The sequence below is a fragment of the Diaphorobacter aerolatus genome, assembly GCF_014489535.1.
Taxonomy (GTDB): domain Bacteria; phylum Pseudomonadota; class Gammaproteobacteria; order Burkholderiales; family Burkholderiaceae_C; genus Diaphorobacter_A; species Diaphorobacter_A aerolatus.
This window is the reverse complement of record NZ_CP060783.1, coordinates 2936389-2950250: the sequence shown is the minus strand read 5'-3', so window position 1 is coordinate 2950250 and position 13862 is coordinate 2936389. Positions and strand designations below refer to the sequence as shown.

Annotated in this window: 8 protein-coding genes, 7 pseudogenes and 1 riboswitch; of the genes and pseudogenes, 6 read left to right on the top strand and 9 right to left on the bottom strand. The window is 64.2% G+C overall.

Annotated features, from left to right (window positions below; all coding sequences use genetic code 11):
* Positions 1-41 precede the first annotated feature (41 nt).
* Positions 42-832: pseudogene (locus H9K75_RS13755) on the top strand (SDR family oxidoreductase).
* 85 nt (positions 833-917) lie between these two features.
* Here H9K75_RS13755 and H9K75_RS13750 read toward each other — a convergent pair.
* Together H9K75_RS13750 and H9K75_RS13745 are read right to left on the bottom strand one after the other, a co-directional pair.
* On the bottom strand, positions 918-1394 hold the full coding sequence (locus H9K75_RS13750; protein ID WP_187723099.1) for an RNA recognition motif domain-containing protein: 477 nt from the start codon (positions 1392-1394) through the stop codon (positions 918-920).
* 269 nt (positions 1395-1663) lie between these two features.
* Positions 1664-2013: pseudogene (locus H9K75_RS13745) on the bottom strand (RNA recognition motif domain-containing protein).
* 299 nt (positions 2014-2312) lie between these two features.
* Positions 2313-2512: riboswitch (yybP-ykoY riboswitch) on the top strand.
* Positions 2513-2526: 14 nt separating this feature from the next.
* Between H9K75_RS13745 and H9K75_RS13740 the strand changes: the two are divergent.
* Positions 2527-3107: pseudogene (locus H9K75_RS13740) on the top strand (TMEM165/GDT1 family protein).
* Here the strand turns inward: H9K75_RS13740 and H9K75_RS13735 are convergent.
* Positions 3108-3287 (bottom strand): hypothetical protein, encoded by a 180-nt coding sequence (locus H9K75_RS13735; RefSeq protein ID WP_187726174.1) that lies wholly within the window; start codon positions 3285-3287, stop codon positions 3108-3110.
* Here H9K75_RS13735 and metX point away from each other — a divergent pair.
* A pseudogene (metX, locus tag H9K75_RS13730) lies at positions 3232-4361 on the top strand (homoserine O-succinyltransferase MetX). The gene H9K75_RS13735 and the pseudogene metX overlap by 56 nt on opposite strands.
* Positions 4358-4944 (top strand): annotated as a pseudogene (metW, locus tag H9K75_RS13725) (methionine biosynthesis protein MetW). Before metX ends, metW begins: the two co-directional pseudogenes overlap by 4 nt.
* Before the next feature lie 45 nt (positions 4945-4989).
* Here metW and H9K75_RS13720 read toward each other — a convergent pair.
* Both H9K75_RS13720 and H9K75_RS13715 read right to left on the bottom strand, forming a co-directional pair.
* On the bottom strand, positions 4990-7359 hold the full coding sequence (locus tag H9K75_RS13720) for a copper-transporting P-type ATPase (protein ID WP_404826350.1): 2370 nt from the start codon (positions 7357-7359) through the stop codon (positions 4990-4992).
* 54 nt (positions 7360-7413) lie between these two features.
* Positions 7414-7623 carry a heavy-metal-associated domain-containing protein gene (locus tag H9K75_RS13715; RefSeq protein ID WP_187723098.1) on the bottom strand — a complete coding sequence of 70 codons (210 nt, stop codon included), beginning with the start codon at positions 7621-7623 and terminating at the stop codon, positions 7414-7416.
* A gap of 215 nt (positions 7624-7838) precedes the next feature.
* On the opposite strand from H9K75_RS13715, the gene H9K75_RS13710 reads away from it, so the two are divergent.
* Both H9K75_RS13710 and H9K75_RS13705 read left to right on the top strand, forming a co-directional pair.
* Positions 7839-9326 (top strand): M20 family metallopeptidase, encoded by a 1488-nt coding sequence (locus H9K75_RS13710; protein WP_187723097.1) that lies wholly within the window; start codon positions 7839-7841, stop codon positions 9324-9326.
* 55 nt (positions 9327-9381) lie between these two features.
* On the top strand, positions 9382-10260 hold the full coding sequence (locus H9K75_RS13705; RefSeq protein ID WP_187723096.1) for an alpha/beta hydrolase: 879 nt from the start codon (positions 9382-9384) through the stop codon (positions 10258-10260).
* Here the strand turns inward: H9K75_RS13705 and H9K75_RS13700 are convergent.
* The 4 genes and pseudogenes from H9K75_RS13700 to H9K75_RS13685 form a co-directional block, all read right to left on the bottom strand.
* Positions 10261-11027 (bottom strand): annotated as a pseudogene (locus H9K75_RS13700) (SOS response-associated peptidase).
* A 59-nt stretch (positions 11028-11086) separates the two neighbouring features.
* Complete coding sequence (locus tag H9K75_RS25545; RefSeq protein WP_404826349.1) at positions 11087-11629, bottom strand: hypothetical protein; 543 nt, start codon at positions 11627-11629, stop codon at positions 11087-11089.
* Positions 11629-12356, bottom strand: a pseudogene (locus H9K75_RS13690) (16S rRNA (uracil(1498)-N(3))-methyltransferase). Before H9K75_RS13690 ends, H9K75_RS25545 begins: the two are co-directional and overlap by 1 nt.
* A gap of 30 nt (positions 12357-12386) precedes the next feature.
* A complete protein-coding gene (locus tag H9K75_RS13685) occupies positions 12387-13502 on the bottom strand; it encodes an aminoglycoside phosphotransferase family protein (RefSeq protein WP_187723095.1) in 1116 nt (371 codons plus the stop codon).
* Positions 13503-13862 lie beyond the last annotated feature (360 nt).

The window sequence follows — 13862 nt, the reverse complement described above, 5'->3', positions numbered from 1 at the left end:
CTCGCACCCCCGGCCTTGATGGCCGCTTACGGAACGCCGTCATGGACTCCTCACCCCTGGTTTTCATCACCGGCGCATCGAGCGGCATCGGCGAAGCGCTGGCCCTGCGCTTTGCCACGGCTGGCTACCGGTTGGCGCTGGTCGCACGCCGCGCGGAGGTCATGCGCGCGTGGGCGCTCTCCCAGGGCTGGGCGAAGACCGCTGCCAGATCTACCATGCCGACGTGGCCGACATCGACAGCATCGTCGCCGCGGGCGAGCAGTGCATCGAGCGGCAGGGCGTGCCCGACGTGGTGATCGCCAATGCAGGGATCAGCGTGGGCGTGGACACCTCCGAGCGCGAGGACATCGACCAGATGGCACGCGTCTACGCGATCAACAACATCGGCCTGGCCGCGACCTTCCAGCCGTTCATCAAGCTGATGTGCGCGCGCGCCGACGGAGCGCTGGTCGGCATCGCGAGCGTGGCGGGCATTCGCGGCCTGCCGGGGCATGGCGCGTATTGCTCCAGCAAGGCGGCGGTCATCAGCTATTGCGAGAGCCTGCGCGGCGAACTGAGCCCGCAGGGCGTGTCGGTCGTGACGATTCTGCCGGGCTATGTGGATACGCCCCTCACGCGCGAGAACCAGTATTCGATGCCGTTCCTGATCACGGCGGACGATTTCGCGAACCGCGCATTTCATGCCATCGAGGCACGCACCAGCTACCGCGTCATCCCGTGGCAGATGGGCGTGGTCGCCAAATTGCTGCGCCTGCTGCCCAACTGGGCCTTTGACAAGGCCTTGCATGGACGCGAACGCAAGCACCGTGGTACGCCAGCGCCCAAAGCCTGACGTTGATAAAGAAGCGCCCATGAAAAAGGCTCCATGAGGAGCCTTTTTTCGCTGACGCCTGATTCCGGTCGCCCGGAATCAAAAATCAATAACCGTTGTTGCCGCCGCCGTAGCCGCCGCCACCGCTGCGACCACCGCCGCCGCCGTTGCGCGAGCCAGCGCCGTAGGGGCTACGGAAGCCACCTTCGCCGCCACGGCCACCGCCGCCACCACCACCGCCGTAGCCGCCGCCACCGCTGCGGCCACCACCACCACCGCCGCCGTAGCCGCCGCCACCACCGAAACCACCGCCACCGCTGCGCGGAGGACGGGGCTCCATTGGACGAGCTTCGTTCACGACGATGCTGCGGCCACCCATGGGCTGGCCGTTCATGCCGTTGATGGCTGCTTGCGCTTCAGCGTCGCTGGCCATTTCGACGAAACCAAAGCCCTTGGAACGACCAGTGTCGCGCTCCATCATGACTTTGGCGCTGCTCACGGCGCCGAACTGACCAAAGGCCTGTTCCAGATCGCTATCGCGCACCGAGTACGGCAGGTTGCCGACGTACAGTTTGTTGCCCATCAAGGGACTCCTCAAGAACTAAGAAAAAAGTGATGGAGACTCGAAACCGCAGTCGGTTAATCACCCATGTGCATAGAGCACAAATTTGACGGACCACCGCAACTTTGGCGTGAAAAATACCCCAGCCAAAACATTATGCGCCACAACTTCGAAAAAAACGCAAGTTCATGTGAGCCCGCCTCTAGAAAAACAGAGATTCCGGGGTGTCACATCAGATTCCGAATAGTGTGCTTGTGTTGACTGTAGTCAGTCCGCCAGCGTGCCGACAATCAGTAGCCGTTGCGGTCGTAACCGCCGCCGCCGTTGCCACCGCGGTAACCGCCACGGTCACCACCACCGCCACCGAAGCCGCCGCTGCGGGAGGGCGGGCTTCCATCGGGCGAGCGATGTTCACCACCAGGTCACGGCCACCGAAGTTTTGACCATGCGCGCCCTGAATGGCGGCCTGGGCTTCGTTCTCGGTACCCATTTCGACAAAGCCGAAACCCTTGGAACGACCGGTGTCGCGCTCCATCATCACCTTGGCGCTCAGCACGTTGCCGTATTGGCCAAAGGTTTGTTCCAGATCGCCATCACGGAAGGAATAGGGCAGGTTGCCCACGTACAGTTTGTTGCTCATAAAACGAGGCTCTAAGAAATTTCTGAATAAGCGATGGAGCCCAACGCAGCCAACAAACCCGTAACGACTTCAAAGACGCGAAATCGACCATCACCGCAATCGCAAATCTGTAACACAGAATGCCGAAACGATTATCAAGCATGGATTCAAAGAAAAAAGGCAGAGTTGGCGCGGCTGCAACACTTTGGATGAGGATTTACCCGCAATTGCGCGAAATTTTTGCACCAAAACCGAGTTATTCGTTTTTTCCTATCGCCAAACAGCCATGCCACCGCCTGTTGCGGCCCCGGGGTACAATACAGGCTGTCTTTGGGGAGTAGTCCGTTTTTGCCGCGCGCAAAAAGGCATGCATCAACAGACTTGGGCCCTCACGGCCTATGGTGCATGAGGCCGGTGTGAATCACGGGCTGGACGAGACCATTGACTGCGTACCGATCCAATATTCATATGGGCCGGAGCCGGTGCGTGGTCAATGTGTTTTGTACAGGTGTCTCCGGCCGATACACCCACGCCATGGAAGCCTTTCTCCTTTCCACCTCCATCGTCGCTTTGGCCGAGATGGGGACAAAACCCAGTTGCTCTCCCTCGTGCTCGCCGCGCGCTTTCGCAAGCCGCTGCCGATCGTGCTCGGGATCTTCGTGGCCACCCTCGTCAACCATGCCCTGGCCGGCGCCGTCGGTGCCTGGATCACCGCCTATCTCGGCGAGAACGCGCTGCAGTGGATTCTGGGCATCTCGTTCATCGCGATGGCGGTGTGGATGCTGATACCGGACAAGCTCGACGATGACGAAGTCGGCAGCCACTCCAAGTGGGGCGTTTTCGGCACGACGGTGGTTGCGTTTTTTCTGGCCGAGATGGGCGACAAGACGCAGATCGCGACCGTGATGCTGGCCGCCAAGTACGTCGGCTCGTATTTCTGGGTCGTGGCCGGCACGACGCTGGGCATGATGCTCGCGAATGCGCCGGTCGTCTGGCTCGGCGACCGGATCGTCAAGAAGGTGCCGATCCGTACCGTGCATGTAATCTCGGCCGTGATCTTTCTCGTGCTGGGCCTGATCGCATTGTGGTCACCGGTGAAGCAGCTTTTGGCATAATCACCGCTTCACGCGCCGATTTGCTACAGCTTGCGGGCGCTTTATAAATCCTGCTAAAGACCCGTCCGACGAATCGCGACCCGCAATCGACCCGGCCTCGTTTTTAGCGATGCCGGGTTTTTTCATGTCCTTCATCGCCACACCACAGTTCATGCATTTCGAGGAGGCGCTGCCGCTCACCAGCGGGCCTCGATTCGCGACTACACGCTTGCCTACGAGACCTACGGTACGCTGAACGCCGACCGGTCCAACGCCGTGCTCGTCTGCCATGCGCTCAATGCCTCGCATCACGTGGCGGGCGTCTATGAAGGGCAGCCCAAAAGCGAGGGCTGGTGGGACAACATGATCGGCCCGGGCAAGCCGGTGGATACCCACAAGTTCTTCGTGATCGGGGTGAACAATCTCGGCTCGTGCTTTGGCTCGACCGGCCCGATGCATGCCAACCCCGATACCGGCGAGGTCTACGGATCGCGCTTTCCCGTGGTCACGGTCGAAGACTGGGTGAACGCGCAGGCGCGGCTGCTCGATCGCCTTGGCATCCGCCAACTGTCGGTGGTGCTCGGCGGCAGTCTGGGCGGCATGCAGGCGCTGTCCTGGACGCTGCAGCATCCCGAGCGCGCGCGCCATGCCGTGGTGGTGGCGAGCGCGCCGAATCTCAATGCCGAGAACATCGCCTTCAATGAGGTCGCGCGCCGCGCCATCGTCACGGATCCCGATTTCCATGGCGGCGATTTCTATGCCCACGGCGTCATCCCGAAGCGCGGGCTACGCATCGCACGCATGATCGGCCACATCACCTATCTGAGCGACGACGTGATGAACGAGAAATTCGGTCGCGTTCTGCGCGAGGGACTCGATCTGAAGTACAGCACCCAGGACATCGAATTCCAGATCGAGAGCTATCTGCGCTACCAGGGCGAGAAGTTCAGTGACTACTTCGATGCCAACACCTACCTGCTGATCACACGCGCGCTCGACTACTTCGATCCCGCCAGGCAATACGGCGGCAATCTCACGCTGGCGCTCGCCAAAGCGCAGGCCCGCTTCCTGCTGGTGAGCTTCACCACCGACTGGCGCTTCTCGCCCAAGCGCAGCCGCGAAATCGTCAAGGGACTGCTCGACAACCGGCGTGACGTGAGCTATGCGGAAATCGATGCACCGCATGGACACGACGCCTTCTTGCTCGACGATCCGCGCTACATGTCGTTGATGGCCTCGTATTTCGACAACGCCGCCAAGGAGTTTTCCGCATGACCGACAAAGCCACCATGCAAGCCATTGCCAGGCTGGTTCCCGACGGCGCGCGCGTGCTCGACCTGGGCTGCGGCGACGGGGCGATGCTGTCGTATCTGCAGCGCGAGCGCGCCTGCACGGGCTATGGCGTCGAGATCGACGACGCCAATCTGCTGGCCTGCGTCAAACGCGGCGTGAACGTGGTGCAGCTCAATCTCGATGAGGGCTGACGATCTTCGAGGACGATTCGTTCGACGTGGTGTTGCAGATCAACACGCTGCAGCATCTGCGCAATACTGAGGTCATGCTGCGCGAGACGGCACGCGTGGGCCGCAAGGGCGTGATCGCGTTTCCCAATTTCGCGCACTGGCCCAACCGCCTGTCGATCCTGCGCGGGCGCATGCCGGTCACGAGCCGCCTGCCCTACCAGTGGTACGACACGCCCAACATCCGGGTCGGCACGTTCAAGGATTTCGAGGTGCTGGCGGGCAAGAGCGGGCTCAACGTGGCAGACGCCTTCGGGCTCAACGAAAACGGCGGCATCGTGCGCACCTTGCCGAATGTGCTCGCCAGCACGGCGGTGTTCTGTCTCGAGCGGGAGTGATGTCGCCCAAGACATGGCGGGGGCGCTGGCAGCGCCATCGTCCGCCTATTTCTTGATGCGCAGGCGCAGCGCGTTGACGATCACGGAGGCAGACGAAAGACTCATGGCGAGCGCCGCGATCATCGGCGACAGCAGCCAGCCGGTGAATGGGTAGAGCACGCCCGCCGCGATCGGTACGCCGATGCCGTTGTAGACAAACGCGAACATCAGGTTCTGGCGCATGTTGTTCACGGTATCGGTCGAAATCTCGCGCGATACCGCGATGCCGCGCAGGTCGCCCTTGATCAGCGTGATCTGGCCGCTGTTCATCGCCACGTCCGTGCCTGTTCCCATGGCGATGCCGACATCGGCACGCGCGAGAGCGGGCGCATCGTTGATCCCGTCGCCCGCCATTGCCACGACGTGCCCCTCGCTTTGCAGGCGCTCGACCAGAGCGAGCTTGTCTTGTGGCTTGACTTCGCCGTAGACCTCGTCGATGCCGAGTTTCGCGCCGACGGCCTTGGCCGTCGTGAGCCCGTCGCCGGTCGCCATCACGATGCGAAGCCCGCTGTGCTGGAGCGTCTCGATGGCTTCGCGGGTGGTCTTCTTGATCGGGTCGGTCACGGCGAGGATGCCTGCGAGCCGCCCGTCCACCGCGAGATGGACGATGCTCGCGCCCTCGCCGCGCAGGCGTTCGCCATCCGCCTGCAGCGGCGCGGTCACAGTGACGCCTTCCTGCTCCATGAGCGCGGTATTGCCGAGCGCGAGCCGCCTGCCGTCGACGCTGCCGCGCACGCCGATGCCGCTGCCGGATTCGAAATCCTCGGCATGGACAAGCTGCAAGCCCTTCTCGCGTGCGGCCCGCACAATCGCATCGGCGAGCGGATGCTCGCTGCCCTGATCGAGACTCGCCGCCAGGCGCAGCACCTCGTCCGGCGTGAAGCCCGGCGCGGCGACCGCGGTGTCGAAGGCCGGACGGCCTTCGGTCAGCGTGCCGGTCTTGTCGATGATGAGCGTGTCGACCTCGCGCATGCGCTCGATTGCGCCGGCGTCGCGAAACAACACGCCCTGAGACGCCGCGCGGCCCGTGGCCACCATCACCGACATCGGCGTTGCGAGCCCGAGTGCGCACGGGCATGCAATGATCAGCACCGCGACCGCGTTGATGAGGCCATACACCCAACTGGGCTCGGGACCGAACAGGCCCCAGACGAAGAACGTCGCAATCGCGACCGCGATGACCACGAGCACGAACTTGCCGGCCACCGTATCCGCCATGCGCTGCATGGGCGCCCTGGAGCGCTGCGCCGTCGCCACCATCTGCACGATCTGCGAGAGCATCGTGGCCGCCCCGACCTTCTCGGAGCGCATGACCAGCGCGCCGCTGGTGTTGAGCGTTGCGCCGATGAGCCTGTCGCCCGTGCGCTTGGTAACCGGCACCGGTTCGCCCGTGAGCATGGATTCATCGACCGCGCTCTGGCCCTCGGTGACGATGCCGTCCACGGGTACCTTCTCGCCGGGCCGCACGCGCAGCAGGTCACCGACGTGGACGTGGTCGAGCGCGACGTCCTCCTCGCCGCCGTCGGCATTGATGCGCCGCGCGGTCTTCGGTGCAAGGCGCAGCAGCGACTTGATCGCTTCAGAGGTCTGCGAACGCGCCTTGAGTTCGAGAATTTGCCCGAGCATGGTCAGCGAAATGATGACCACCGCCGCCTCGAAATACACGGCCACGCGGCCCATCGATACGAAGGATGCGGGAAACACGCCTGGCGCGACGGTGGCGACGACGCTGTAGAGAAATGCCGCCGAAGTGCCGAGTCCGATGAGCGTCCACATGTTCGGGCTGCGATTTTTGATGGAATGCCAGCAGCGCAGGAAAAACGGCCACCCGGCCCACAGCACCACCGGCAGCGACAGCACGAGTTCGATCCATGACTGCGTGGACATGTCGAACCAGCCAAGCCGGTGGCCGAACATCGCGAGCACGAATACGGCGACCGTGAACGGAAGCGTGTACCAGAAGCGCCGCTCGAAATCGCGCAGCTCGTGGTCGTCCTCGCTGTCGAGGGGAATCAGGGGTTCGAGCGACATGCCGCAGATCGGGCAGTCGCCGGGATGGTCCTGCCGGATCTCGGGGTGCATCGGGCAGGTGTAGACGGTGCCCTCCGAAGCGGCGCGCTGCGGCTCGGCACGGTGCGCGCCGCTTGCCGGGGCGGCGTGTTCGCGCGCATCCTGGGGAACAGGATGATGGGCATGGGCCGTGGTTGAAGCCTCGTCCTCGGCGACGAGATGCATCTGGCAGATCGGGCAGCGCCCGGGCGCATCCTGTCTGATCTGCGGATGCATCGGGCAGACGTAGGTCACGCCTCCCGAGGCCGCTGGGACATGGCCGGTGTGCGCTGCCGTGTCGTGCCGATGATCGGGCGGATGGTTCATTTCAGTCTCCTCGCATCAGTTTGCGCCGCATGGCGCGGCGCGTTCGGTCATCGTTCAGGCGGTGGATTCGACGGCCTGTGCGTCGTAGCCTGCGGCCTTCAGCGTGTCGGTCAGCGCGTCTGCGGGCAGGGCACTGTCCACCTGCACCAGCCGTTCGCGCAGATCGATCTGCACGCGTGCGCCGGGGTCCTGCGCTGCGATGGCGCGTTCGATACGGCCTGCGCAGCCGCCGCATGTCATGCCTTGTACTTTGAACGTTGTCATGGTGACTCCTTTGAAGTGATGGAGTCAGTGTGAACGTTCACACCATGTGAGGGTCAAGTGCCTGCCGCGCATGGATACACTTTCTTTCATCCCTGTTCACCGAGCGCGCTGCTGGCAGGGCGATGCACTCTGCGGGACAATGGCAGCTTCACAGACACCGCTCTGCCGATCCGGCTTCGCCCCTGCCCGTGTTTCGTTGAAGAAAGGATTTCGCCATGAATGCACGCACACCCGCCGAACATCTGCTGCAATCCGCAGACGCTCTCTCGCACATCAGCCAGCAGTGGGACGACGACATCGTCCGCCAGCTCACCGACTACATCGCGATTCCGGCCAAGTCGCCGGGTTTTGCGCCGGACTGGGAACAACTTGGTTTCATCGACACGGTGGTGCGCAACGCCGCCGCCTGGGTCGAGGCGCAAAGGGTGCCGGGCCTCAAGCTCGAAGTGGTGCGCCTGCCGGGGCGCACGCCGGTCATCTTCTTTGAAGTGGAAGGCACGCAGCCCGGATCGAACGCTGCATCGGCGCAGACCGTGCTGATGTACGGCCACCTGGACAAGCAGCCCGAATTTGAAGGCTGGCGCAGCGATCTGGGCCCGTGGACGCCCAAGTACGAAGACGGCAAGCTCTATGGTCGCGGCGGCGCGGACGATGGCTATGCGATCTACGCGAGCATCGCCGCCGTGCAGGAACTCAAGCGCCAGAACGTCATGCATCCGCGCATCGTGGGGCTCGTCGAAACCTGCGAGGAAAGCGGCTCCGTCGACCTGCTGCCCTACATTGATTTGCTCAAGACCCGTCTGGGTGACGTGGGCCTCGTGATCTGCCTCGACTCGGGCGCGGGCAACTACGACCAGCTCTGGCTCACGACCAGCCTGCGCGGCATGGCAAGCGGCACGCTCAAGGTCGAAATCCTCACCGAAGGCGTGCACTCAGGCGATTCGTCGGGGCTGGTGCCATCGTCGTTTCGCATCATGCGCATGGTGCTTGACCGGCTCGAAGACAGCAAGACCGGCCGCCTGCTGCCGCAAAGCTTTTATTGCGAGGTGCCAGCCGATCGCGTCGCGCAGGCCAACGCCACGGCGCAGATTCTGGGTGACGAAATCTACAGGCGCTTCCCGTGGGCACACTATGACTGCGGTGGCTCGACCACCTTCGCGCTGCCGACCACGACCGATCCGCTACAGGCGCTGCTCAAACGCACCTGGGAGCCCACCTTGAGCGTGACCGGGGCCGAGGGCTTCCCGGCGCTCAAGGATGCGGGCAATGTGCTGCGTCCCTACAGCGCATTCAAGCTCAGCCTGCGCCTGCCCCCGCTGGTCGATGCCGTGGCCTGTCTCGGTGAACTCAAGGCGCTGCTCGAGGACGACGCGCCCTACCAGGCCAAGGTCACCTTCAAGCCCGATGGAGCGGCCAGCGGCTGGAACGCGCCTGGCATCGACTCCTGGTTCGAGACGGCGCTGAATGCGGCCAGCCGCGCGCACTTCGGCGCGGACTGCGGCTACATCGGCCAAGGCGGCACGATTCCGCTCATGAACATGCTCAGCAAGGGCTTTCCGACCGCGCAGATGATGGTCTGCGGTGTGCTCGGCCCCAAGAGCAATGCGCACGGGCCCAACGAATTTCTGCACGTGCCGTATGCGAAGAAACTCACCGCTGCCGTGGCCCAGGTGATCGCGAGCATGCCTGCCGCCAGGCCCTGACCGGTCGCCGATGCCCCGCGCATGAATCACCCCTGATCACCGAACGGAGCCGTACATGGCCGCCAACGTTGAAAGCGCCTTGTCCTGTACGTCGTCCGTCTGGTTTTCACACAGTGGTGGTGTGCGCCTCGCCATTCGCGACTGGCGGCAACCTGCCCCGCCCGCGCGCGGCATGGTGCTGATCGTGCATGGCCTTGGCGAGCATTCGGGGCGTTACGAGCGGCTTGCGTCGCGCCTGCTCGCAGCGGGGTTTGCGGTGCGTGCCTACGACCATTTTGGACACGGCCAGTCCGACGGCCCGCGCGGCGGGATGGACCATGACAAGCGTTTCACCTTCGATCTCGCCCATGTGTTGAATCTGACGATCACCGGCATGTCGCAAGACCTGCCGCTGGTGTTGCTCGGCCACAGCTTCGGCGGTCTGGTCGCCGGGCATTTCGTTGCCGAGAAAAGGGCGCGCATCGATGCGCTCGTGCTGTCGTCTCCGGCGCTCGATCCGGGGCTGAGCCCGGTGCAGAAGGCGCTCGTGGCGACGCTGCCGCGCGTCGCGCCCAACCTGCGCGTCAGGACCGGCCTGCCGCTGCGCTATCTTTCGCACGACCCGTCCGTGATCGAGGCCTACCGCACCGATTCGCAGGTGCATAACCGCGTGAGCGCGCGGCTTGCGAGGTACATTGCCACAGCGGGGCCGGCAACCGTCGGCACCGCGGCGCGATGGACCGTGCCGACGCTGCTCATGTGGGCTGGCGAGGATCATTTCGTCGCACCCGCAGGCAGTCGCGCGTTTGCTGCAAGCGCGCCCGCCGACGTCGTGCGCGTGAGGGAATTCGGTGCGCTCTACCACGAGATCTTCAACGAACTGCATGCCGAGCCGGTGTTTGCCGAATTGTTCGGCTGGCTCGATGAGCGCTTTCCCGAAAATAAGGCGCGTTGATCAGCGCGGATGGCGGATCGTCATCCCGAGACCGAGTGCGTCCTTGCGCCCTTTTTTCTCGACCGGGTTGGCCAGCAGTTTCTGCGCGGGATAGGCACGCAGGAACTCCTTGGCCTGCGACGCCCTGGCGTTGAGCCACGCGTCATAGGCCCTTCGTTGAGGATCGCGGGCATGCTCTTTTCGGCACCCGGCGGCTGGTAGCGGTTCATCAGCGCGTGCGCGTTGGCGTTGATCGTGATGATCGCGAAACTCAGCAGTTCCGAGCCCTCTTCGGGGTCGCGCCAGCGCGCCCACACGCCCGCGACGCCCATGGGCATGCCATCCACGCGGGCGATGCGGGTTGGTTGCGGCTTGCCGCCGCGATGGTCGTTGGTGATGAAGGCCATCATCGGCACGATGCAGCGCTGATTGCCCAGCCACGCATCGCGAAACGCCGTTGACGTGGTCAGCATGTCCGATTTGACGTTGACGAGCTTGGTCGCACGCAACCGGCCATCGGACGCGGACTTCACCCAATGCGGCACCAGCCCGAACTGTGCGGGCACCAGCAGACGTTTTGCGCTAGCTGCCTGCGCGTCGGTCGCGGCTTCGACCGTTGCCTTGAGCGCGGCATTCTCGGCGTCGGTGGCTGCGCTCAGGGTGCGCGTGACGAAAAAGGAGGGCTTGCGCGGCGTGATCTGGCGCTCGCCCAGCTCGGCAGGCGACTCCACGCGAAACGCGGTCGGGTAGAGGTCGGTGTCTTTGAGGGCTTCGAATTGGGTGCTCATGGCGGCGATGGTACCGGCAAGGTCAGCCCGTCGGGCATTCGGATTGCGGTAAAGACCTGTCACCGTGCCGAACCGCGCGCTCTCGAATTCTTGCGCGCGAACGGTTCGTCGATGTCCGGGAGTCTGAAGATCGAACAGGGTGTGTCAGAACTCCCGGGGCTCGGTGGCGTGGTGGCGCGCTCGTCGATGATGACGATGTCGTCGATGGCGGCCTCCATGTTGTCCACCACATCCGGCCCGGGTGGCGGTTCGGTCACGGATTGCTCATAGGACAGGCACACCTCGCCGAGCAGGCTGTGCTGCGCGGCGGGCAGCAGCGCGACGCTCACATGGTCGGCGTAGATGTTTTGCATCAAACGCAGGCCCGATTGGGCCAGGCGCAGCTCGATCTGGGCGAACAGTTCGGCATCGACGAGCGCGCGTTTCACACGCGGGTGATTGCGCGGCAACCAGCGGCGAGCCAGCAGCTCGGCGATCAACAATGCGGCATCATCCATGGGCTGGTTTCTCTTTTTCTTCAGGTTCTTGGCGGCGGCAGTGGCATCGCCATGGAGATCGGCCTCCGCAGTCGCTGCGGAGGGTTCTTGAAAATCACTGCGCATCAGGAAAAAACCAGTTGGGAGAGCGATGCGATGGCGGCGGTTTCGGCGCGTAGCACGCGATTGCCAAGACTTGCCGGAGCGAAGCCGGCGGCGATGGCGGCGTCTTCCTCGTCCTGTGTGAGACCCCCTCGGGGCCATGAAGAATCCAGACGCTTCTTGCGCCCGCCGCCAGTTCACGCAACGGGCGATTGCCTTCGCGCAGCGAGAGCACCACGCGCACGGCATCGGCTGCGAGCGCCTCGGCCGGTGGCTTTTTCAACCATTCGGAGAGAGACACGGGCGCGTGCACCCCGGGCACGCGATTGCGCCCGCACTGCTCGCACGCGGAGATGGCAATCGCCTGCCAGCGTTCCTTGCGCTTGTCGGCACGTTCGCCCGAGAGCTTGATCACGCTGCGCGCTGCGGCCAGCGGCTGGAGGCTGGCCGCGCCCAGCTCGGTGGCCTTTTCGACCAGCCAGTCCATGCGTTCGTTGGCCGGCATGCCGCTGATGAGATGCACGGCAACCGGGGCCTCGCGCTCGGTGGCGGCGTGCGCGCCCACCTGCACGGCCACGTCGCTGCGGCCCATGCGGGTGACGGTGGCGGTGTACTCGCCGCCATGGCCGTCGAACAGCGTGACCTCGTCGCCCGGTTGCAAACGCAGCACCTGAACATGGCGCGCGGCCATGGGCGGCAAGGTGACGTCGGCGCCGGAGGCAAGCGGCAATGAGCAATGGAAACGCGGCATGGGGCGGAGTGGCGACTTCTGGTATCTCGATTACATGCGGCCGTAGGCAAACCCGTAGGCCGGCTCGGAGCCCTCGATCTCGTCGACAAGTCGCAGCAGCGGCGTGAGCTCGCGGTAGCGGCCTGCGGTCTGGCGGATGTAGGCGATGAAGCGTGGCGTATCGGCCAGATACTTCGGCTTGCCGTCGCGCAGCGTGAGACGGGCAAAAATACCGGCTACCTTGAGATGGCGCTGCAAAGCCATCCAGTCTACTGCACGGTAGAAGTCGCCGAAGTCGGCGCCCCAGCCGGTCGCGCTGCCCGCGCCGAGGATTCCCGCGCGGCGCGCCTTTTCCCAGTAACGGACGGTAATGTCGATGACGAAATCCTCGTCCCAACTGATGAACGCGTCGCGCAGCAGGCTGGCGATGTCATAGGTCACGGGGCCGTAGACCGCATCCTGAAAGTCCAGCACCGCGAGCGAGCGGTCCTCGGCCACCATCAGGTTGCGCGTCATGTAGTCGCGGTGCACGAAGACGCTCGGTGCCGCCAGATTGTTGGCGATGATCGCGTCGAAGGTCCTGGCGAGCGTGGCCTGCTGCTTGTCGCTGAGCGTGGCTTGGCGATACCGGCCCAGATACCAGTCGGGAAAGAGATGGAGCTCGCGGCGCAGCAGGGCGTCGTTGTATTCGGGCAGCTGGCCGGGGCGCGAGGCGTTCTGCCAGTCGATCAGGGTGTCGACCGCGTTCAGGTACCACGGGTGCGCGGCGGCGGGCTGTTCGGGGTTGAGCAGGCCGATCAGCGTCTGGTCGCCGAAATCGGTGATCAGCATGAATCCGTGAGGCTCGTCCCAGGCCAGCACCTCGGGCGAGAGCACCCGGGCCTGGTGCAGCAGCTTCTGAACATGCACGAACGGATGGCAGTCCTCCTTGTCCGGAGGAGCGTCCATAATGATATATGTTGCGCCGCTGGCGCTTTGCACACGCAGATAGCGGCGAAAGCTGGCATCTGCGGAGGCGATGCTGACCGAGTCGGTGAGCAGGCCATGTGCCGGAGCCAGCGCCGCCAGCCATTGATTGAATAGCTTCCCACGTGCCGGATCGGACCAGGAAACTGCTTTGGAGAGGGCTTCTGTGCCCGCCGGAGTGGGGTGGTTGGGTTGGCTCATGGATAATCCGATTCTACAAACCCGGCCCGCCGGATGCAGACGACCCGGTGCGTGCTCCCACGCGCCGCTGGCTTCCGACACCTTGGACTGACTTGCTTTGCTCGAAGACCTGAAGACTCCCGATTTCCTGGCCCCAGGCTATGCCACCATTGCGGTGCATCTGGGCGCGCCCGTGTCCGGCCTGCAGCGCTTCGAGCGACGCTTGATCGCCCGCGTGGTGGCTGCTGCTGTCTGCGGTGCCGCGTCCGGCCACCTGCTTGCCCAGGACCTGAACCCCATGCAGTGGAAGGCCAAGGACGGCTCGGTCGTGATCGAGGCGTTCGACACGCCACCTGCGACCGCGACCGCACCGAAACCGGC